21 protein-coding genes are annotated in these 20,491 nt (G+C 70.9%); 13 read left to right on the forward strand and 8 right to left on the reverse strand.

Going from position 1 to position 20,491, the window contains the following annotated elements:
• Positions 1 to 9: 9 nt before the first annotated feature.
• Positions 10 to 1,263, forward strand: coding sequence for an amidohydrolase (locus FXO23_RS09435; protein ID WP_158882985.1), 1,254 nt, complete (start codon positions 10 to 12; stop codon positions 1,261 to 1,263).
• A gap of 72 nt (positions 1,264 to 1,335) precedes the next feature.
• Positions 1,336 to 1,671: a DUF3099 domain-containing protein gene (locus FXO23_RS09440; RefSeq protein ID WP_158882987.1), complete on the forward strand. Its 336-nt coding sequence runs from the start codon at positions 1,336 to 1,338 to the stop codon at positions 1,669 to 1,671.
• A gap of 96 nt (positions 1,672 to 1,767) precedes the next feature.
• Here the strand turns inward: FXO23_RS09440 and FXO23_RS09445 are convergent, their stop codons facing one another.
• From FXO23_RS09445 to FXO23_RS09455, 3 genes are read right to left on the reverse strand one after another with little or no spacing between them, the layout of a single operon-like run.
• Positions 1,768 to 2,634, reverse strand: coding sequence for a carbohydrate kinase family protein (locus tag FXO23_RS09445; protein WP_179956728.1), 867 nt, complete (start codon positions 2,632 to 2,634; stop codon positions 1,768 to 1,770).
• Positions 2,631 to 3,545, reverse strand: coding sequence for a pseudouridine-5'-phosphate glycosidase (locus tag FXO23_RS09450; protein ID WP_246257055.1), 915 nt, complete (start codon positions 3,543 to 3,545; stop codon positions 2,631 to 2,633). Before FXO23_RS09450 ends, FXO23_RS09445 begins: the two co-directional genes overlap by 4 nt.
• Before the next feature lie 51 nt (positions 3,546 to 3,596).
• The gene (locus FXO23_RS09455; protein ID WP_158882989.1) at positions 3,597 to 4,244 is read right to left on the reverse strand and encodes an HD domain-containing protein; all 648 of its coding nucleotides are present in this window, start codon (positions 4,242 to 4,244) and stop codon (positions 3,597 to 3,599) included.
• A 110-nt stretch (positions 4,245 to 4,354) separates the two neighbouring features.
• Here FXO23_RS09455 and FXO23_RS09460 point away from each other — a divergent pair, with 110 nt between their 5' ends.
• A complete protein-coding gene (locus tag FXO23_RS09460) occupies positions 4,355 to 4,597 on the forward strand; it encodes a DUF3039 domain-containing protein (RefSeq protein ID WP_158882992.1) in 243 nt (80 codons plus the stop codon).
• A gap of 24 nt (positions 4,598 to 4,621) precedes the next feature.
• Here the strand turns inward: FXO23_RS09460 and FXO23_RS09465 are convergent, their stop codons facing one another.
• Positions 4,622 to 5,740, reverse strand: a complete 1,119-nt coding sequence (locus FXO23_RS09465) for a YihY/virulence factor BrkB family protein (RefSeq protein ID WP_158882994.1) — start codon at positions 5,738 to 5,740, stop codon at positions 4,622 to 4,624.
• 225 nt (positions 5,741 to 5,965) lie between these two features.
• Between FXO23_RS09465 and FXO23_RS09470 the strand changes: the two genes are divergently transcribed.
• The 5 genes from FXO23_RS09470 (at position 5,966) to FXO23_RS09490 (ending at position 12,725) form a co-directional block, all read left to right on the forward strand.
• Positions 5,966 to 7,729 (forward strand): DEAD/DEAH box helicase, encoded by a 1,764-nt coding sequence (locus tag FXO23_RS09470; protein WP_158882996.1) that lies wholly within the window; start codon positions 5,966 to 5,968, stop codon positions 7,727 to 7,729.
• Positions 7,730 to 8,065: 336 nt separating this feature from the next.
• On the forward strand, positions 8,066 to 9,205 hold the full coding sequence (locus tag FXO23_RS09475) for a sugar ABC transporter substrate-binding protein (RefSeq protein WP_158882998.1): 1,140 nt from the start codon (positions 8,066 to 8,068) through the stop codon (positions 9,203 to 9,205).
• Between the two features lie 82 nt (positions 9,206 to 9,287).
• Positions 9,288 to 10,061 (forward strand): ATP-binding cassette domain-containing protein, encoded by a 774-nt coding sequence (locus FXO23_RS09480; protein ID WP_158883000.1) that lies wholly within the window; start codon positions 9,288 to 9,290, stop codon positions 10,059 to 10,061.
• Between the two features lie 29 nt (positions 10,062 to 10,090).
• Positions 10,091 to 11,530 carry a sugar ABC transporter permease gene (locus tag FXO23_RS09485; protein WP_158883002.1) on the forward strand — a complete coding sequence of 480 codons (1,440 nt, stop codon included), beginning with the start codon at positions 10,091 to 10,093 and terminating at the stop codon, positions 11,528 to 11,530.
• 25 nt (positions 11,531 to 11,555) lie between these two features.
• Positions 11,556 to 12,725 carry an ROK family transcriptional regulator gene (locus tag FXO23_RS09490; protein ID WP_158883004.1) on the forward strand — a complete coding sequence of 390 codons (1,170 nt, stop codon included), beginning with the start codon at positions 11,556 to 11,558 and terminating at the stop codon, positions 12,723 to 12,725.
• 65 nt (positions 12,726 to 12,790) lie between these two features.
• On the opposite strand, the gene FXO23_RS09495 is transcribed toward FXO23_RS09490, so the two are convergent.
• Positions 12,791 to 12,973, reverse strand: a complete 183-nt coding sequence (locus FXO23_RS09495) for a DUF7455 domain-containing protein (RefSeq protein ID WP_158883006.1) — start codon at positions 12,971 to 12,973, stop codon at positions 12,791 to 12,793.
• Positions 12,974 to 13,439: 466 nt separating this feature from the next.
• Between FXO23_RS09495 and FXO23_RS09500 the strand changes: the two genes are divergently transcribed.
• The 3 genes from FXO23_RS09500 (at position 13,440) to FXO23_RS09510 (ending at position 16,135) form a co-directional block, all read left to right on the forward strand.
• Entirely contained in the window at positions 13,440 to 14,792 is a 1,353-nt protein-coding gene (locus FXO23_RS09500; protein ID WP_158883008.1) for a type I glutamate--ammonia ligase, read from the forward strand.
• Complete coding sequence (locus tag FXO23_RS09505) at positions 14,793 to 15,581, forward strand: DUF6885 family protein (protein WP_158883010.1); 789 nt, start codon at positions 14,793 to 14,795, stop codon at positions 15,579 to 15,581. It begins immediately after the preceding gene.
• Between the two features lie 116 nt (positions 15,582 to 15,697).
• The gene (locus FXO23_RS09510; protein WP_158883012.1) at positions 15,698 to 16,135 is read left to right on the forward strand and encodes a hypothetical protein; all 438 of its coding nucleotides are present in this window, start codon (positions 15,698 to 15,700) and stop codon (positions 16,133 to 16,135) included.
• A gap of 78 nt (positions 16,136 to 16,213) precedes the next feature.
• Here the strand turns inward: FXO23_RS09510 and FXO23_RS09515 are convergent, their stop codons facing one another.
• From FXO23_RS09515 to FXO23_RS09525, 3 genes are read right to left on the reverse strand one after another with little or no spacing between them, the layout of a single operon-like run.
• Positions 16,214 to 17,686 (reverse strand): amino acid permease, encoded by a 1,473-nt coding sequence (locus FXO23_RS09515; protein ID WP_158883014.1) that lies wholly within the window; start codon positions 17,684 to 17,686, stop codon positions 16,214 to 16,216.
• A gap of 45 nt (positions 17,687 to 17,731) precedes the next feature.
• Positions 17,732 to 18,379, reverse strand: coding sequence for a response regulator (locus FXO23_RS09520; protein ID WP_158883016.1), 648 nt, complete (start codon positions 18,377 to 18,379; stop codon positions 17,732 to 17,734).
• Positions 18,376 to 19,587: a sensor histidine kinase gene (locus tag FXO23_RS09525; protein ID WP_158883018.1), complete on the reverse strand. Its 1,212-nt coding sequence runs from the start codon at positions 19,585 to 19,587 to the stop codon at positions 18,376 to 18,378. The genes FXO23_RS09520 and FXO23_RS09525 overlap by 4 nt, the downstream gene beginning before the upstream one ends.
• Positions 19,588 to 19,689: 102 nt before the next feature.
• Here FXO23_RS09525 and FXO23_RS09530 point away from each other — a divergent pair, with 102 nt between their 5' ends.
• Together FXO23_RS09530 and FXO23_RS09535 are read left to right on the forward strand one after the other, a co-directional pair.
• Positions 19,690 to 20,277, forward strand: a complete 588-nt coding sequence (locus FXO23_RS09530; protein WP_158883082.1) for a hypothetical protein — start codon at positions 19,690 to 19,692, stop codon at positions 20,275 to 20,277.
• Positions 20,274 to 20,480 carry a hypothetical protein gene (locus tag FXO23_RS09535; RefSeq protein WP_158883020.1) on the forward strand — a complete coding sequence of 69 codons (207 nt, stop codon included), beginning with the start codon at positions 20,274 to 20,276 and terminating at the stop codon, positions 20,478 to 20,480. Before FXO23_RS09530 ends, FXO23_RS09535 begins: the two co-directional genes overlap by 4 nt.
• Positions 20,481 to 20,491: the final 11 nt, after the last annotated feature.

The raw sequence follows: 20,491 nt of genomic DNA on the forward strand, positions 1-20,491 counted from the left end.
AATCGCGGGGTGACCGCGAACCTGCTCGCCCCGCTCGACGGCCTGCTGCCCGGCCTCGAGGCGCTCTACGTCGACCTGCACCGCCATCCCGAGCTCGCCTTCGCCGAGACCAGGACCGCGGCCGAACTCGCGCGCCGCCTGGAATCGGCCGGTTACCAGGTGCACACCGGCATCGGCGGCACCGGCGTGCTCGGCGTGCTGCACAACGGCCCGGGCCCGGTCGTGCTGCTGCGCGCGGACATCGACGGGCTGCCGGTCGAGGAGAAGACCGGCCTGGACTACGCCAGCACCGCGCGTGGCGTGGACGCGGCGGGCCGGGAGGTGCCGGTGATGCACGCGTGCGGGCACGATCTGCACGCCACCTGGCTGAGCGGCGCGGCCGACCTGCTCGCCCGGGGCCGCGACGGCTGGTCCGGCACCCTGCTGGTGGTGTTCCAGCCGGGGGAGGAGGTCGGCGACGGCGCGGCCGCGATGGTGCGGGACGGCCTCTTCGAACGGGCCGGGAAACCGGATGTGGTGCTCGGGCAGCACGTCGTCCCCGGGCCCGCGGGCTGGGTGCTCACCCGGCCCGGGGTGATCATGGCCGCGACCGACGCGCTGCGGATCACCTTGCACGGCAAGGGCGGGCACGGTTCGCGGCCGGAGACCACGGTGGATCCGGCGGTGCTGGCCGCGTCCGTGGTGCTGCGGCTGCAGACCATCGTGTCGCGGGAGGTTTCGGCCACCGAATCGGCCGTGCTCACCGTGGGCTCGATGCACGTCGGCACCGCGCACAACGTGATCGCCGACCACGCCACCCTCGAGGTCAACGTCCGCACCTTCGACCAGCACGTGCGCGACCGGGTGCTCGCGGCGATCGAGCGGATCGTGCACGGCGAGGCGACCGTGGCCGGTTCCCCGAAACCGCCGGACATCGAGCGGATCGGCAGTTTCCCGGTGACCGAGAACGACGACGCCGCCAACGCCCGGCTGACCGAGGCGTTCCGCGGGCACTTCGGCGCCGAGCGCACGATGGACGCGCCGCTGGTGACCGGCAGCGAGGACTTCAGCGAATTCGGCCGCGCGGCCGGTGTGCCCTCGGTCTACTGGCTGGTCGGCGGGCTGGAACCCCGATCGGTGCTGGAGGCGGTCGCCGCGGGCCGGTTCGAATCCGACATTCCGTCCAACCACTCCCCGCTGTTCGCCCCGGTCCTGGATCCCACCCTGCGGACCGGGGTGGAAACCCTGGTCGTCGGCGCGTTGACCTGGCTTCGGCGTGGCTGACCGGAATTCTTCGGCTCCCCGGGTATCGGACGATCATCCGGAGTGGGACCATGGACAGGTGGAGGTGGTGACGTGAGCGAACTCGGATCCGCCAGGGGTTCCGGCTCCCGGGATCAGGTCCCGGTGCTGATCACCGAGGCCGCTCCGTCCTACGACGACCAGCACGCGGCGCGCAAGCGCAAGTACATGCTGATGATGGGGATGCGCTTTCCCTGCCTGATCCTCGCGGGCGTCTTCTACCACACCTGGTGGCTCGCGCTGGGCTTCATCGCGCTGTCGATCCCGCTGCCCTGGATGGCCGTGCTGATCGCCAACGACCGCCCGCCGCGCAAGGCCGAGGAAGTCAGCCGCTACCAGCGCGAGGCGAAAGCCATCGAACGCACCGAACACCGCGTGATCGACGGCTAGCCACCTGCCGACGGGTGTCATGAGGGGTCCCCTCCTGACGAAATTTGTCTGGAGGGGACCCCTCATGAAAGTTCGTGGTGGCCGGGAACGAGCGGGCTAGGGCTGGGCGCCGATCTGGCGGATCGCCTTGGCGCCGAAGCGGACGCCCGCGCGGAGGGTGTCCACAGTGGACTCGCCGCGTAGCCAGGCGGCGAGCAGGCCCGCGTCGAACGCGTCCCCGGCGCCGGTGGAATCCACGCAGTCCGCGGGTTCGGCGGGCACCGTGGTGACCCCGGTGGAATCCACCCAGCTCGCGCCGTCCAGGCCCGCGGTGACCGCGACCGCGCCGACCGCGTCCAGCAGCCGCCGTGCCGCGGCGGGTTCGCGGGAACCGGTCAGCGCGGTCAGTTCCTCGGTGTTGGGGAGCAGCAGGTCGACCCCGCGCACGTCGGCCAGGAAGGCGCCCGGATCGGTGATCAGCGGAGCCGACTGCGGATCGACCGAGGTGGTCAGCCCGGCTTTCCGCGCCGCGGCGAGCGCGGCCAGGCCCGCCGGGCGGGAGGACGGATCGAGCAGCACGTAACCGGACAGGTGCAGGTGGTTCGCTCCGGCCAGGGCGGCCGGATCGACGTCCTCGGGGCGGAAGCGGGCGTTCGCGCCGCGGTCGGGCAGCATGCTGCGCTGGCCGTCGCCGTCCACCAGCACCACCACGCAGCAGGTGGCCGCGTCCGGATCGACGGCGAAGGCGCACCGCACACCCGCCGACTCCAGTTCGGCGCGGATCAACCGGCCGCCCGCGTCGTCGCCGATCCGGGCCACGAGGGTGGTGTCGACGCCGCCGGAGTTCAGCCACAGCGCGGTGTTCGCCCCCGCGCCACCCCCGGCGAACCGGATCTTCGCGCGCGAATCCCCGCCGTGCACGATCGGTCCCTCGTGCCGCGCCACCACGTCCAGACCCGCGTCCCCGACCACCACGATTCTCATCGCGCCAGCTCCACCGCGACCTCGGCGGCCAGCCGCACGTTGGCCGCCACCAGTTCCTCGTTGGCGTCCAGGCTCAGTCCGCCGCTCGCGGTGTGGAAGTGCTCGAGCAGCACCGGCGTGACGTCCGAACCGTGCACATCGTTGGCGCGCAACAACTCCAGTCCGTCGGCGAGCAGCCGGTCGTGCACTTCTTTGTCCATTTCGGACTCCACGGGAACCGGATTCGCCAGCAGCACGCCCGAATCCGCGAACCGCCGGTGCGCCCGGACGACCCCGGCCGCCTGCGCGGCGGTGTCCACCCGCCACGGCACCGGGAAACCCGAGGACCGCAGGTAGAACGCCGGGAAGTCGTCGGTGCGGAACCCCAGGACCGGCACCGAATTGGTCTCCAGCACCTCCAGCGTGGCCGCGATGTCGAGGACGGATTTGACGCCGGAGCACACGACCACGGTCGCCACCTTGCCGAGCACGCCGAGGTCGGCCGAGACGTCCCAGGAGGTCTCCGCGCCCAGGTGCACGCCGCCCAGTCCGCCGGTGCCGAACACCCCGATGCCCGCCGCGGCCGCCAGTGCCGAGGTGGACGCGACCGTGGTGGCCCCGGACCGGCCGAGCCCGACGGCCGGGCCCAGATCGCGCAGGGACAGCTTGTCCAGACCGGCGCCGGGCGCGCAGACCCGCTCGAGTTCGGCGGGTGACAGGCCGATCACGGGGCGACCGTCGAGGACGGCGATGGTCGCGGGCACCGCGCCCGCGTCGCGGACCGCGCGTTCCAGCCGGTGCGCCACCTCGAGGTTGCGGCCGGGCGGCAGGCCGTGCGAAAGCAGGGTGCTCTCCAGCGCGACGACGGGGTGGCCGCCGTGCAGCGCGTCCGAGACCTCGGCACTGAGGGACAACGGGGGTGTCGTGATCACGAGGAGCCATTTTCGCCGACTCCCGCCCGGCCGCGGGGAGCGGGCCCGGAGTCACTCGGCGGCTTCGCGGAGGAGGACCAGTTCACGGGTGAGGTTGCGGCGCGCCGGGGCCTCCCAGTGGTCGCGCGCGGTCTCGGTCCGGTACAGCCACCGGCGGTCGAGCAGGTCGCGCAGCACGCGGGTCCGGCCGGCCACCCACGCCGGATCGTCCACCGCCGCGTACTCGGCGCGGACGGCCAGCAGGTACCGGTCGTAGCCGTCCGGATCGGCGGCCAGGATCGCCAGGTCCGCGTCCAGCAGCGCCGAGGCGACGGTGTCCCCGGCCTCCGCGTCGTGGTTCGCCGTCGTCAGCACGAGCCGTTCCACGCGATCGATCACGTGCCCGGGGAGCCCGGCCCGGTCGAGCCGGTCCGCGGCCCACGCGGCGCTGAGCCGCTCGTCGTCGCCGGGCCGGGCGTCGTAGACCACGTCGTGCGCGCAGGCCGCGAGCGCGAGCACGGCCCGCTCCCGCACGCCGAGGCCCAGTTCCCCGGCGAAGTGGTCGGCGTCGCGCACGACCGCTTGGACGTGCACCAGGTTGTGAAACCGCCGATGCTCCTCGCCGTAGCGGCTCAGCAGCTCGTCCGCGGCTGCGGCGGCCGGGGCGGGGTCGCCGCCGAGCGCCTCGACCGCCGAGATCCAGCGGTTCGCCAGGTTCATCGGGTTCACCCCCTCGTTCGGAGGACCCTTCGGGCAACAGCATCTCAAACGGGCGGCGGATCGGGCCGGGTCCTTCCGGCGCGCGGGTGGTTCTGGGGCATCATGGAGGGGTGAGTACTCAGACCTTGCCCGATGTCGACACGCGGCCCGAGAGCACCGACGAAACCGACGACGACTCGCCGAAGATGTTCCACTACGTGCGCAAGAACAAGATCGCGGAGAGCGCGGTCATGGGCACGCACGTGGTGGCTCTGTGCGGTGAGGTCTTCCCGGTGACCAAGTCGCCGAAGCCCGGTTCGCCGGTCTGCCCGGACTGCAAGAAGATCTACGAGGGCCTGCTGCCCGGCGAGTGATCCTCGCCCCGCGGGCGGATCGCGTCAGCGGTCCGCCCGGCTCGGCCTGCTCACTTCGGCCCCGGCCTGCTCGTCCTCGCCGCCGGGGTCCGCTTCGGGTTCGGGCTCGGACTTGCGCGGGCGGCGCAGCGGCACGGTGGTCCGCTCCCACAGTTTCCGGCCGTCCTCGCTGCGCATCTGCTCGTTCATCCGCTCCATCTCCAGGCGGCGCCACTTGCGCCGCTGGCGACGGGTCATCTTGGCCGGCCAGAGCTCCTGGATCGCGCTGTTGAAGTACGCCCCGCCGACGATGGCCAGCCCGATGAAGAAGGTGAACAGCAGGAACGCGATCGGGGTGGCCAGCGCGCCGTAGGTGTAGCCGGTGCTGGTGATCCACGACAGGTAGATCCGCAGGCCGACGCTGGAGAGCAGGAAGATCGCCATCGCGAGCACCGCGCCGGGCAGGCCCCGGTGCCACGGCAGCTTGCGCGGCAGGGCGAGTTTGTACAGCGTGGCCAGCGCGAGGACGAGCAGGATCCCGAGGATCGGGTAGTAGAGCGTGGACACCCAGCCGGTCACCGTGGGGCGCCAGTCCTCCGGGGCCAGCTGGGTCAGCACGTCCGGGCCGACCGCGATCACCGGCAGCCCGATCACCACCAGGATCAGCCCGACCAGGTACAGCAGCAGCGCGAAGATCCGTTGCCACACTTCGTGGCGGACGCCGTACTGGTTGTGCGCCACGGTGATCGCGTCGACGAACGACGACATCGCCGAGGAACCCGCCCACAGGGAGATCAGGAAGCCGACCGAGACGATCTCGCCCTTCCCGATGTGCAGGATGTCGTCGACGGTCGGTTCGATGATCTGGTTGACCACGTTGCCACTGAAGATCTTTTCGCAGAACGCGATGATCCGGTCGTGCACCGCGGTGACCACGGACTGCCCGAACCAGTCGCCGAGGAAGCCCAGGCTCCCGAGCAGCCCCAGCAGCAGCGGGGGGAGCGACAACGTCTGCCAGAACGCCGCTTCGGCCGCCTCGGAGAAGATGTTGCCGTCCCAGGCCTTGCTCATGGTGCGGCTGATCAGGCGCAGCGGCCCCTTGCGCCTGACCTCGGCCTCGGCTCCGTCGTCGTCCGACGCGGCGGTGTCTGATGGTGCGCTCATCGCAGTGCCCAGCATGGTCCATCCGCGTCGATTTGGCTCGTCCGCCTCCCCGGAGTGTTCAACGCAACGCGGGGCACGGCCGTGCCGCTGACTCGCGGACGGGGCGGCGCGAGGTACTCTCGTGGGGCGCCCTCACCCCGCGCCGGCACCGCAGCCGCGCTCCTCGTGGGGGTTTTCGCATGTCGCCGCAGGGGAAGCTAGACCGCGAGAGGAGTTGGACCATCCTTGTCGGAAACGGCCCAACGTAATCGGACGGAGCCCCAGCCAGGGTTCGGCGCGCCGCCGCCCGAGCAGGACTCCACCGCGCGGCCGCTGCGCGCGTGGCAGCGGCGCGCGCTGACCAAGTACCTGACGACCAAACCGCAGGACTTCCTCGCGGTCGCGACCCCGGGCGCCGGGAAGACCGTCTTCGGCCTGCGGATCGCCGCCGAGCTGCTGTCCGACCGGACGGTCGAGGCGGTCACCATCGTGACCCCGACCGAGCACCTCAAGCACCAGTGGGCGGCGTCGGCCGCGGCGGCGGGCATCGCGATCGACTCGAACTTCCGCAACACCACCGGCGTGACCTCGTCGGACTTCCGCGGGGTCGCGCTGACCTACGCGCAGGTCGCCGCGCACCCCACCATGCACCGGGTGCGCACGGAGAACCGCAAGACGCTGGTCATCCTGGACGAGATCCACCACGGCGGCGACGCGAAGTCGTGGGGGGACGCGGTGCGCGAGGCGTTCACCCCGGCGGTGCGCCGGCTGGCCCTCACCGGGACCCCGTTCCGCAGCGACGATTCGCCGATCCCGTTCGTGACCTACGAACCGGACGGCGACGGTTCGATGCGGAGCAAGGCCGACCATTCCTACGGCTACTCCGACGCGCTCGCCGACGGGGTCGTCCGGCCGGTCGTGTTCCTCGCCTATTCGGGCGAGGCGTCCTGGCGGACCAGCGCGGGGGAGGAGTTCACCGCGCGGCTCGGCGAACCGTTGACCGCCGAGCAGAACGCCCGCGCCTGGCGGACCGCGCTGGATCCGGCCGGGGAGTGGATCCCGGCCGTGCTGCAGGCCGCCGACACCCGGCTGACCCAGGTCCGCACCGGGATGCCGGACGCGGGTGGCCTGGTGATCGCCACCGACCAGGATTCGGCGCGGGCCTACGCGAAGATCCTGACCCGGATCTCCGGCGAGGAACCGGTCGTCGTGCTCTCCGACGACCCCAAGGCGTCCAAGCGGATCGGCGAGTTCTCCGAATCGGAGCAGCGCTGGCTGGTCGCCGTGCGGATGGTGTCCGAGGGCGTGGACGTGCCGCGGCTCGCCGTCGGGGTGTACGCCACGAGCGCGTCGACGCCGCTGTTCTTCGCGCAGGCGATCGGGCGGTTCGTGCGGGCGCGGCGCAAGGGCGAGACGGCGAGCGTGTTCGTGCCGAGCGTGCCGGTGCTGCTGGAGCTGGCCAGCGAACTGGAGGCCGAGCGGGACCACATCCTGGGCAAACCGCACCGGGAGAAGGACGGCTGGGACGACGAACTCCTCGCCGCGGCCAACCGGACCGAGGACGAACCGGGCGAGGAGGAGAAGGCGTTCACCTCGCTGCATGCCTCCGCCGAGCTGGACCAGGTGATCTACGACGGCAACTCCTTCGGCACCGCGGTGTTCTCCGGCACCGACGAGGAGCAGGAGTACCTCGGGCTGCCCGGGCTGCTCGAACCCGATCAGGTCCGGGCGCTGCTGCGCAAGCGGCAGGAGGAGCAGCTCGCCGACGAGAAGAAGCGCAAGCCCAAGCAGGAGGAGACGGCGCCACCCGCCCGGCCGCAGGCGGTCGGGGAGCGGGTCGCCTCGCTGCGCAAGGAGCTGAACGCGCTGGTCGGCATGTACCACCACCGCACCAAGAAACCGCACGGCGCGATCCACAACGAACTGCGCCGGGTCTGCGGCGGCCCGCCGACCGCGATGGCGACGATCGAACAGCTCGAAGAACGCATCGTCACCCTGCGCTCCTGGTAACCCGCCGTTCGCACCTCGCGGGCTGACCCCTCGCCCGACGGGTTTCATGAGGGGTCCCCTCCGGACAAAATTTGTTAGGAGGGGACCTTTCCTGACGTGTCGTGTCAGTAGGGGACCCCTCATGAAACCAGGCGTTAGGCGGGGACCCTTCCTGACAGTCCGGGGTGGCGGCGTTGCCAAACCGTGTCCGACAGAAGGCGACTTAATCGATCCAGCAACCTTCCGATCCGCCGTGCGGCGACATATGTTGTCGCCCACAACATTTGCGCGACGGTGCGCCGGTCGACTCCCTCCCCGGTCCGCCGCCCGTCGGCAGGATCGTCGAAAGGATCGAGGATGCGCAGCAGAACCGCGACCCTCGTCGCCGCCGCGGTGGGCGTCAGCCTGATGCTTGCCGGTTGCGGGGCGAACAGCGCGAATTCCGGAAGTTCCGGCGGCAACAGTTCGCCGAACGCGGCCGCCCCGGCGGGTGGGGGCGCGAACGGCAAGGTGGGCGTGATCCTGCCGGAGACCGCGACCTCGGCCCGCTGGGAGTCCTTCGACAAGCCCTACCTCGAGCAGGCCCTGCGCTCGGCGGGCTTCGAACCCGACGTGCAGAACGCGCAGGGCGAGGTCCAGAAGTTCACCACGCTCGCCGACGGCATGATCGCCCAGGGCGTCAAGGTCCTGATCATCGCCGCGATCAACAGCGAGGTCGGCAGCGCGGTCGCCGCGAAGGCGAAGAAGGCCGGTATCCCCACCATCGACTACGACCGGCTCAACCTCGGCGGCGGATCCGACTACTACGTCTCCTTCGACAACGAGAAGGTCGGCCAGCTCCAGGGCCAGGGCCTGGCCCAGGCGCTGCAGGGCAAGCCGGGCGCGCAGGTGATCGAGATCGAAGGCGCGCCGACCGACAACAACGCCACGCTCTTCTACAACGGCCAGCAGAAGGTGCTCAAGCCCAAGTACGAGGCGGGCGAACTCAAACTGGTCCGCAGCCAGCCCATCGACAACTGGGAGAACCAGAAGGGCGGCGTCACCTTCGAGCAGATCCTGACCGGCAACGGCGGCAAGGTCGACGGGGTGGTCGCCGCCAACGACGGCCTGGCCGGTGCGGTGATCACCGTGCTGAAGAAGAACGGGCTGGGCGGCAAGGTCCCGGTCACCGGCCAGGACGCGACCGCGGACGGGCTGAAGAACATCCTGCGCGGCGACCAGTACATGACCGTGTTCAAGCCGATCAAGCAGGAGGCCGAGGCCGCCGCGAACCTCGCCGCCGCGCTGGCCAAGGGCGACAAGGCGGGCGCCGACGCACTGGCCAAGGGCGTGAGCAAGGACCCGAAGGGCAATCGCGACGTGAAGTCCGTGCTGCTCGAACCGCAGCTGACGACCAAGGAGAACGTGAAGACGGTCGTCGACGAGGGCTACGTCAAGGCAGCGGAGATCTGCGCCGGTGACCTGCGGGCTGTCTGTACTCAGCTCGGCATCTCCTAGGAACCTGCCGGGATGGGCCGCGCACCCCAGCGGCGCGGCCCATCCCGGCGACCAGGCGGCCATGGCACGAAAGAGAACGACGATGAGTGAACCCATTCTCGAGCTGAAGGCGCTCAACAAGAGCTTCGGACCGGTCCACGTCCTGCACGACGTGGACTTCGCCGTGCGCGCCGGTGAGGTCACCGCGCTGGTCGGCGACAACGGCGCCGGAAAGTCCACTTTGATCAAATGCATCGCCGGAATCCACACCGCGGATTCCGGCACGGTCACGTTCGGCGGCGAACCGGTGCACATCCGCGGCCCGCGGGACGCCGCCGAACTCGGCATCGAGGTCGTCTACCAGGATCTCGCGCTCGCCGACAACCTGGACATCGTGCAGAACATGTTCCTCGGCCGCGAGCGCGGCAGCTCCTGGTTGCTCGACGAGGCGGGGATGGAGCAGAAGGCGCGGGAGACGCTCGCGTCCCTTTCGGTGCGCACGGTGAAATCGGTCCGCACCCCGGTCCACGCGTTGTCCGGCGGGCAGCGGCAGACCGTCGCGATCGCCAAATCGGTGTTGTGGGACAGCAAGGTCGTCCTGCTCGACGAACCCACCGCGGCGCTCGGCGTGGCGCAGACGCGGCAGGTGCTCGATCTGGTGCGCCGGCTCGCCGAACAGGGCCTTGGCGTGGTGCTGATCAGCCACAACATGGCCGACGTGTTCGAGGTCGCCGACCGGATCTCGGTGCTGTACCTGGGCCGCATGGTCGCCGAGGTGCACACCAGGAACGTGACGCACAGCCAGGTCGTCGAGCTGATCACCGCCGGGCGGTCCGGGGATCTCGGCCTCGCCCGGCCCGAAGCCGTCGTCCTGTGACCGCCGCCAGCCCGGAGAAAGAACCAGCCATGACTGAAACAACCTCGAAACCGGCGGTCCGCGAGCCCGAGCCGCAGAACGGCGCGATCAGCGACTTCGGCATCGACACCACCGCGATGTCCACCACCGAGGCGATCGCCGACTACTTCGCCCGGTTGCGCGCCGGGCAGCTCGGCTCGCTGCCCGCCCTGCTCGGCCTGGTCGCGCTCGTCGTCGTGTTCGCGGGCCTGTCCGACGTTTTCCTGTCCATGAACAACATCGCGAACCTGCTCGCCCAGGGCGCGGGCCGCACGATCATCGCCATGGGCATCGTTTTCGTGTTGCTCATCGGTGAGATCGACCTGTCGGCGGGCACCGCGTCCGGGGTCACCGCGGCGATCATGGCCATGCACTTCGTGCAGCAGGGGAACCTGCTCGGCGGGATGGGCACCACGGTGTTCTACGCCTTCCTCGCGGTGCTGGCGGTCGCCGCGGTGCTCGCCGTCCTGTTGCGGATCTGGGTCGGCGCGGCGCTTTCCGTGGTGACGATCGGGATCGCGCTGTCCGGGCTCGCCGCCAATCCGTGGGTGGAGATGCTGCTCGCGATCTGCGCGGGCACCGCGATCGGCTGCATCACCGGGTTCCTGGTGTCCAAGATCGGCATGCCGTCCTTTGTGGTCACCCTCGCGCTGTTCCTGGCCTGGCAGGGCGTGATCCTGCAGTTCATCGGCGAGGGCGGGGTGCTCGGCATCAGCTCGTCGCCGGTGCTGGACAAGGTCGCCAACGGCAATCTGTCCACAATGGGCAGCTGGCTGCTGTTCGTGGTGGCGGCCGGGGGATTCGCCGCGGTGACGCTCGGGCGGCACTTCTCGCGCCTGCGGCGCGGGCTGGTCACCCAGCCGACGACCCTGGTGCTGCTCAAGGTCGGCGCGCTCGCCGTGCTCGGCGCGGTGGCGACCGCGCTGCTGACCGCGAACCGGTCGCCGAACCCGAGCATCGAGATCTCCGGCGTGCCGTACGTGGTGCCGATCGTGCTGGCCCTGCTCACCATCGGCACCTACGTGCTCAACCGGACCCGCTACGGTCGGCACATCTACGCGGTCGGCGGCAACCGGGAAGCCGCGCGGCGCGCCGGTATCAACGTCACCAAGATCCGGGCGAGCGTGTTCGTGGTCTGCTCCTCGGTGGCCGCGGTCGGCGCGATCGTGTACTCGTCGAAGGTCGGTTCGGTGGACCCGCAGGCGGGCGGGCTGAACACGCTGCTGTTCGCGGTCGGCGCCGCGGTCATCGGCGGGACCTCGCTGTTCGGCGGCAAGGGCCGGGTCTTCGACGCGGTCATCGGCGGCACGGTGCTCGCCGTGGTGGAGAACGGCCTGGGCCTGCTGAAGCAGCCCGCCGCGGTGGTCTCCATCGTCACCGGATTGGTGCTGTTGCTGGCCGCGACCGTCGACGCGTTGTCCCGTCGCCGCGCGGCGGCCGCACCGCGATGACGGGGGACGTGGGACGATAACCGCCGTGACCGCCACGCCCGTTGCCCGACCCGACGAGGTGCGCCGGCACAACCGCACGACCCTGCTCAGGTTCCTGCATGTCGGCGGACCCGTCACCCGGGCGACCCTGGCCACCGAGCTGGGGCTGAACCGAAGCACGATCAAGACCCTGGTGGACGGGCTCGCCGAGGCCGGGGTGGTCGAGGAGCGGGTGCCGAGGCCGGGCCGCGGGGCGGGCCGCCCCTCGCTGCTGGTGCTGCCCCAGCCCCAGGCCGCCGTGGTGCTGGCCGTCGACGTCCAGGTCGAGCACGTGGCGATCGCGCTGGTCGGGCTCGGCGGCCAGATCCTCGGGCGCAACAGCTGGAACCTGCGCGGCCGGACCCGCGAACCCGACGAGGTGATCACGCACGTCATCGAATCGGCGACCATCCTGGCCGGGGACCTCGGTTGCGAACCGGTGGCCGCCGGGGTTTCCGTGCCGGGCGTGGTCCGGCGCTCCGACGGGCACGTGCACGAGGCGCCGAACCTGCGCTGGACCGATGTCGCCCTGGGCGAACGGCTCTCCGGCGTCCTGCGCATCCCGGTGCTCGTCGGCAACGACGCCGAACTCGGGGCCGTCGCGGAACATCTGCGGGGCGCCGCGCGCGGATCGTCCGATGTGGTCTACGTCTCGGCCGACGTCGGCGTGGGCGGCGGGGTGATCGCCGAGGGCTCGTCCCTGCGCGGTGCCGCGGGCTATGTCGGCGAACTGGGCCACATGGCGATCCGCCCGGGCGGGCGGGCCTGCTACTGCGGCAGCAGCGGATGCTGGGAGACCGAGGTCGGCGAGGCGGCGCTGTGCCGGGCGCTGGGGCTGTCGGACGACACCCCGCGCGGGGCCATCCTGGTCGAACTGCGGGAACTCGGCCGCGATCCGGCGGCCGCACGCGACCGGCTCGCGGAATTCGCCGAATGGCTCACCCTCGGCCTGGTCAACGTGGTGAACCTGCTGGGCCCGCAACTGGTGGTACTCGGCGACCTGTTCACCGCCCTGCCGGAGGCGGTGCTGACCGCGGTCGCCGAGGAGGTGCGCCGCCGCAGCCTGGTGAGCCGGGCGTTCGGCGGCACCGAGATCGTCTGCTCGGCGCTGGGCGCGGACGTGAAACTGCTGGGCGCCGCCGAGGTCGCCTTCGAACGCGTCCTGGACACGGTCTGACCCGGATATGCGGAACGGGCGCGGATCCGCAGGATCCGCGCCCGTTCCGGTCGCTGGTAGTGCGCTCAGCCGCGCTGGATGTCCGCCGACAGTTCCTTGAGCTTGCTCTCGTGCTCACGGGCGTGGTGTCCACAGAAGAGCAACTCGCCACCGGTGCTGAGAATGGCCCGTACCTGTGCTGCGGCCCCGCAACGGTCGCAACGGTCTGCAGCGGTCAGTTCGGGGCGGGTGAGCGTCGGTGATGTCATTGGAGTCTCCCTCCGTCCCGGCATCGGTTGCCCGATACCGTCAGTCCAGCCACGACCACTTCGGCACTGATGCCGGGGGCGGGGTCGCCACCGGCTCCGCGGTGTTCGCTGCTTCCACTCTTGCAGACGCTTGGGAGGTCGCAAGTGTTCCCGCGCCGGTGGGACGCGTGTCACGCCGAATTACTCCGTATGTCGTAGATCAATCCCGACATCCAGGACACCCGATACGCCGGGTGACCGTGTTTTGGCTGGTGAGAAGGGTCGTCAGCGCGGCTTGTACCTGGCGGCCGGGCCGTTGGTCAAGGTCTGCTGAGGCCGATCTTGTTCGTTCTCAGCGCAATTTCGGCGAAGTGACAACGCTCGCAATGAAAGCCGAACGTGACCACAAGGCAACGGAACGTCGACAACGAGCGGTCTTCGCGGAGTGGTGGTAGTTGTTCATCGCAACCGGATACGGAGGCGGGCCATGACGAAAGCGGCATCCGCGGCGGCCAAGGACCTCGCCGCCGCCGGGGTGACCGGCGTCCAGGTCTCGTGGGCGGACAACAACGGGATTCCCCGTTCGCGCATCGTCCCGATCGCGGGCCTCGCCGACGCCGCGAACCGGGGCATCGGGGTCACCTCGCTGTTCGCCGTCTTCGACACGCACGACGCCATCACCTACGGCCACACCGGCCTGGCCACGCCGTCCGGGGACGTCCGCCTGATCCCGGTGATCGAGCGCCTGCGCCGGCTGGCCGGGCAGCCCGCGCTGGCCTGGGCGCCGGGGCGGCAGGTCGCGGCCGACGGTACACCCTGGCCCTACTGCCAGCGCACGGTCCTGCAGGCGCAGGTCGACCAGGCCGCCAAGCAGGGGTTCGAGCTGAAGGCCGGGTACGAACTCGAGTTCGCGATCGCGCCGCTGGGCAGCACGGACATCGCGTCCTCCCCCGGGCATCCCGGGCCCGCCTACAGCCCGCACGCCCTGGTCGAGCTGGACGGGTTCATCGCCGCCCTGCTGCACGACTTCGCCGCCAACGGGTTGCGCATCGGCCAGTTGCACGCCGAGTACGGGCTCGCCCAGATCGAGTTGTCGCTCGCCGCGACCGATCCGGTGTCCGCCGCCGACGACCAGTTGCTGGCGCGCCAGACGATCCACGCGGCCGCGCACGCGCACGGCCTGCGGGTGAGCTTCGCGCCGATTGTCAGCCCGGAAGCCGCCGGGAACGGCTGGCACCTGCACACCTCGATCTGGCGACGGGGCCGCAACCTGCTCGCCGGGGCGGGCGAACCCGGTCCGGAGGGCGCGGCTTACCTCGCGGGGCTGCTGCGCGATCTGCCCGCGCTGACCGCGGTCACCGCGCCCAGCGTGCCGTCGACGCTGCGCCTGCGGCCGGGCTACTTCGCCAGCGCCTACGCGTTCTGGGGCGTGGAGAACCGCGAGGCGCCGCTGCGGTACGTGCCGGGATCGGCCCTGCTCGGCGCCGACCACGCGAACGTGGAGCTCAAACCGTCGGACGCTTCGGCGAACCCCTATCTCGCGCTGGCCGCCGTGCTCGCGGCCGGGCTGGCCGGGATCGAGGAGGGCCTGGTCCCGCCGGAGCCGATCGCCGACGATCCGGGCACCTGGAGCGAGGGCGACCGCACCACGCGCGGGGTGGCGCGGCTGCCGGCGACTCCCGGGGAACAGGACGCGGCCCTGCTCGCGTCGCCGCGCGTTGCCGGAGTGCTGGGGGAAGAGCTGCTCGGCGCGTTCCGGGCCGTGCGATCGTCTGACGCGAACTGGGCCGAGGAGCGTAGTGTGGACGAGATCGTGTCCGCACATCTCTGGCGGTACTAGGTGGGATTACTGGAGGACGTGCGCTGGTTCCCCGGCGCCGCGGACGTGCTCGCCGAAGCGCGGGCGGAAATGCCGCAGAAGAACGAGCTGTGCGGCGCCTTCGTCACCTTGGTTTGCCTGCGTGCCAACGGAATCACCGTCCTCGACCAGGACGAGGCGGCGCTCGCGGCGGGGACCGTGGTGCTGGCCGGGGGCGAGCCGACCTGGCCGGTGAGCGAGAAGGGCCGGGACGATTACCGGCTCGAGTTGCCCAGCACCACCGATCCCCGGGCCGCCGGGAGTTCCGCGGCGGGGGTGGCGCGGGCCGTCGAAACCCTGTCCGGGCAACGGCTCCGCGCGGTTCCGGCGAGCGGGGAGTGGGCCGCGGCGAACCTCGAGCGGCTGCTGTCCGGTGTGCACGGGCTGCCGCGCGGTGCGGTGATCGCGAATGTGGCCACCGCGGAGTTCGCCGCGCAGGACACCCCGGATCGCGCGTTCGCCGATTACCTGGACGGCGGGCTGCCGCCGCTGTGGACCTCGCGCTGGCGCGTCGGCCATTTCGTGCTGTTCGGCGGAACGTTGAGCGGAACCGGGGGCGTCTTGGTGTCCGTTGTGGACACTTACCCGACCTTGGGGCGCTTCGGAGTGCATCTGCAGCCGGTGGATCGGCTCGCCGCCGCACTGCGCCGCGACGGGATGACGCCGGGCGGACTGCTCCTCGTGGTCCCCGCCGAGGCCGCCGCGGCGGCCGCCGAACTGGTGGCGGATGCGGGGCTGCGCACCGAATTATGGGACCGCATCACCGGGTGAAATCGGCCAACGGAGTGGGCCGGGCGGATTCTCTTTACTTGCCTTCGGGGTTCGGAGCACGCTCTGGCCGCGGCGGTCCCACCGGATCGCCGTTCCCCGAGTTCGAGGATGAGATCATGCGAAGACAGATCGTGCTGCCGCTCGGTGCGGCGATCTTGGGCGTCGCGGCTTGCGCGGGGGATGGGATGGCGGCGAACTCGACACCGGTTCCGCCGCCCGCCAACGCCATCGGCACGGCGACCGCCACCCACCAGGCCGCCGGCGCCGTGCAGTTCAAGATTCCGGTCAGCACCGCCGATTCCGCCGACTGCACCGCGGTTCTGCTGGTCAGCTTCGTCGACCTGCGGACGCTCGATGCCGGATCCGCCTCCTTCGACGTCGACTGCGGGCTGACCGACCAGATCGAGGACGTGACCGTGGAGTCCGATGAGGACGACGGCGTCGCCGACGCCGGGGACACGATCCTCGTCAAGTTCCACCTGATCAGCATCGACGAAACCACGCACACCGTCGTCAGCGAAGCAAGTTCACCCCAGACGCTCACCGCCGCCTGACCCCGCTCGCGTGCTCGAGCGGGACCACGCGATAGCAAGGGACCTTTGCTCCGGTTTGCCGGGAGTAAAGGTCCCCCGCTATCGATCGCCGGGAGCGGAGGTCCCTTCCTGCCGGTCCTTGGCGGCGAGCCGCGAGTGGCGGCGACCGTAGCCGAAGTAGATCACCAGACCGAGGGCGAGCCAGGCGGCGAACCGGATCCAGGTCAGCACGTCCAGGTTCAGCATCAGGTACAGGCACGCCAGCGCCGCGAGGATCGGGAGCACCGGGGAGAACGGCACGGTGAACGGCCGCGGCAGATCCGGGCGGCGCTTGCGCAGCACCGGCACGGCGATCGCGACGATGATCATCGCCGACAGCGCGCCGATGCTCACCATGTCGGACAGTTCGGTGATCGGGACGAACGCGGCGAGCAGGGCGATCAGCGTGGCGCCGCCGATGGTCATCCGGTGCGGGGTACCCCAGCGCGGGTGCGCGGTGCCCAGGGCCTTCGGCAGCAGGCCGTCGCGCCCCATGGCGAAGCCGATCCGGCCGATGGTGACCAGTTCCACCATCATCACCGAGGTCAGCCCGGTCACCGCGCCCAGCGAGATCAGCGCGCCGATCCAGTGCATGCCCACCGAATCGAACGCCGCCGCCAGCGGGGCGCCCTCGTCGATGTTCACGAACGGCACCATGCCGGTCAGCACCAGCGACACGCCGATGTAGAGCAGCGCGCACACGCCCAGCGCGCCGAGGATGCCCACCCGCAGATCCTTGCGCGGGTTCCGGGTCTCCTCACCGAGGTTGGCCAGCGCCTCGAAACCGGTGTAGGCGAAGAACACGATCGCCGCCGCGGTGACCATCCCGGCGATGCCGTAGACCGACTGCTCCAGCCCGAGGCCCGCCTGCACCACGGGCTGGTGCAGGACGTCCTTGCCGTCGGACGGCGGCTGGGCGGGCGGGATGAACGGGGTCAGGTTGGCGCCGGAGATGAAGAACACGCCGATGGCCAGGATCAGCACGCACACCGCGACCTTCACCAGCACGAGCACGTTGGTGAACAGCGCGGACTGCCGGATCCCGGTGACCGCGACGACCGTGAGCACGGCGATGATGAGCACGGCCCCGATGTTCACCGTCGCGTCCTCGCCGAACAGCTCCGGCGGCAGGCCCATCAGGTTCGCCAGGTAGCCCGACCAGCCGCGCGACACGACCGCCGCGCCGAGCGCGAACTCCAGCAGCAGGTCCCAGCCGATGATCCAGGCGAACACCTCGCCCAGCGTCGCGAACGCGTAGGTGTAGGCGCTGCCCGCGGTCGGCACGCTCGACGCGAGTTCCGCGTAGCAGAGCGCCGCCAGCCCGGCGACGACCGCGCCGATCACGAACGACAGGGTGACCGCGGGGCCCGCGTGGTGCTTCGCTTCGACGCCGGCGAGGGTGAAGATGCCGGTGCCGATGATGATCCCGACCCCGAATCCCACCAGGTCGCGGCCACGAAGGCGGCGTTTCAGCTCACTGGAGTCCTGGCGTTCCAGGACCTCGTCGACGTCAAGCGTGCGCAGAATGCCCATTCCGGGAACGGTAGAAGATCACCCACCCGAATGCACGGATTGACGTCAGCGTTCGACGAGCCCGGCTTCCTGAGCCAGGATCGCGGCCTGGACGCGCGAGCGCAGGGCCAGTTTGGTGAGCACCCGGGAGACGTGCGTTTTGACCGTGGTCTCGCCGATGAACAACCGGCTCGCGATCTGCGCGTTGGACAGGCCCTCGCCGAGGCAGACCAGCACCTCGTGCTCGCGTTCGGTGAGGTCGTCCAGCCCCGGCGGGCGCGTCGCCGCGGGCGGTTCGGCCGAGGCGAACGCGGTGATCAGCTTGCGGGTGATCTGCGGCGCCAGCACCCCCTCGCCCGCGGCGACCAGCCGGACCGCCTCGACGAGGCGGCTCGAATCCACCGATTTGAGCAGGAAACCCGCCGCGCCCGCGCGCAACGCCGCGTACACGTACTCGTCCAGGTCGAAGGTGGTCAGCACGAGCACGTCGGCCAGGCCCTCGGCGACCAGTTCCCGCGTCGCCGCGATCCCGTCCATCCCGGGCATCCGCACGTCCATCAGCACCACATCCGGCCGCAGCGCCCGCGCCTGCCGGACGGCGGCCGCGCCGTCGGCGGCCTCGCCCACCACCTCGATGCCCTCGGCGTTGCCCAGGATCAGCACCAGCCCGGCCCGGATCGCGCCGTGGTCGTCGGCCACCAGCACCCGGATCACGAGTGCACCCCCGCGGTCGGCAGCACGGCGCGGACCAGCCAGCCCGTGCCGGACGGCCCCGCCGAGAGCGAGCCGCCCACCGCCGTCGCCCGTTCCCGCATGTTCAGCAGCCCCGTCCCGGTGTCGCTGGTGTCGCCAGCGGTCATGGTCAGTTCGTTGGTCACCTCGACGGTGAGTATCCCGTCCCGGTGCCGGAGCGCCACGCGGGCGCTGCCGCCCGGCGCGTGCTTCACCGCATTGGTGAGCGCTTCCTGGGCGATCCGGTACGCGGTCAGGTCCACCGCCGCGGGCAACTCCGCCGATGCGTCGAGGTCCGATTCGACCGCCACGCGCATGCCGCTCGCGCGCGCCGACTCGACCAATTTGGACAGTTCCGCCAGCCGTGCGGGCGCGGTGACCTCGTCGTCCTCGCCGCCGTCCGCGCGCAGCAGCCCGATCATGGCCCGCATTTCCTCCAGGGCCCGCACGCTGTTCTCCCGCACCGAGGCCAGCACCTGCCGGGCCGTGGCGGGATCGGCCTGGGACATCGACAGCACCGCTTCGGACTGGAGCGCGATCGCCGAGAGGTGACCGGCGATCACGTCGTGCAGGTCGCGTGCCATCCGGGAGCGTTCCGCCGCGACCGCCGCGCGGCGGTCCAGTTCGGCGATCCGGGCCAGGTGCGCCGCGTTCGCCCGCTCGCTCTCGGCGATGTCCCGGTGCTGGCGGATGTTGGCCGCCCACCACACCGGCACGACGATCAGCGGCAGCGCGGCGGCGGCCGCCACCACGGCCGCGCGCCAATCCGCCAGCAACACCAGCGCGGCCACGATCCCGCCCAGGGTGATGATCGCGGCGGCCGGGATCATCGCCCGGCTCAGCCGCCGGGTCCCGTACAGGGTGGCCGAGTAGAGCAGATCGGAGTACGCGATCAGGGTGGGCGCGCTCAGCCCGGCCGCCACATCCGCGGTGAGGACCGCCGTGCCGACGGCGAGCGCCGTGCCCGGCGCGTGCCGCCGGAACACCTCCGCCAGGCAAACCATGCCGAACAGGGCGAACCGCCACCACACGAGCCCGGACTTGTTCATGAACAGCGGGTAGAGGCCGGTCAGGTACAGCAGGCAGCCGAAGGCGAACGTGCCCGCGGCGATCACGGCGTCCTGCTGCCACGGACCCAGGCGCCGGAAATCCAGCGCGGCGAGCAGCGAACGGACTTGCACGTCCACCATCACAGCACATCGGCCCGCCGGGCGGCGTCCTACGAACTGATGACCCCGATCTCGTGCCCTTCGCCGACGTGGGAACGCCCCGGCGGCGGCACGCTCTCCACTGTGGACAAGATCCTTGACTTCCTCGCCGACAACCCGATGGCGGTGGTGATCGCCGCCGGGGAGATCGGGTTCTGGGTGTTCATCGCCGGTGGCCTGATCGCCCGCTACCTGCTGCGCCTGCGCCGGACGAGCACGGTCCTGCTCGCCGCGACGCCGGTGATCGACCTCGGCGTGCTCGTGGCCACCGTGATCGACCTGTCGCACGGCGGCCAGGCGAACGGGGTGCACGGGCTCGCCGCGGTGTACCTGGGGTTCAGTGTCGCGTTCGGACCCCGGATGATCCGCTGGGCGGACGCGCGGTTCGCGCACCGGTTCGCGGGCGGGCCGCCCCCGCCGAAGCCGCCGAAGTACGGCCGGGCCAAGGTCCGCCACGAGTGGCGCGAATGGGGCCGGTGCGTACTGGGCGCCGGGATCGCCGCGGCGATCCTGCTGTTGCTGATCTTCGTGGTCGGCACCCCGGAACAGACCCGGGGCCTCTGGGCGGGCAGCGGCTGGCTGCCCCGGCTCGGCGTGATCACCGCCATCTGGTTCGTCGTCGGCCCGCTCTGGGTCACGCTCTCGCCGCCGAAGGAAAGGGTGAACTCATGATCGAGATACTCGGAATCGCTTTGCTGGTGCAGGGAATCGGCGGTTTCATCAACCGGATCGCGGGGAGCGGTTCGAAGAGCTGGTTCGTGCAACTGCACGTTCTGCCGGAGAGCATGCACATCCCGGCGAGCGTGGTGATGGCCGTGGTGGGCGGAATCCTGGTGCTGGCCGCCGGGGCCAAGCGCACCCGGTCCCGCCGGTGAGCCCGACAAAG

Source organism: Amycolatopsis anabasis (assembly GCF_009765355.1).
GTDB lineage: Bacteria > Actinomycetota > Actinomycetes > Mycobacteriales > Pseudonocardiaceae > Amycolatopsis > Amycolatopsis anabasis.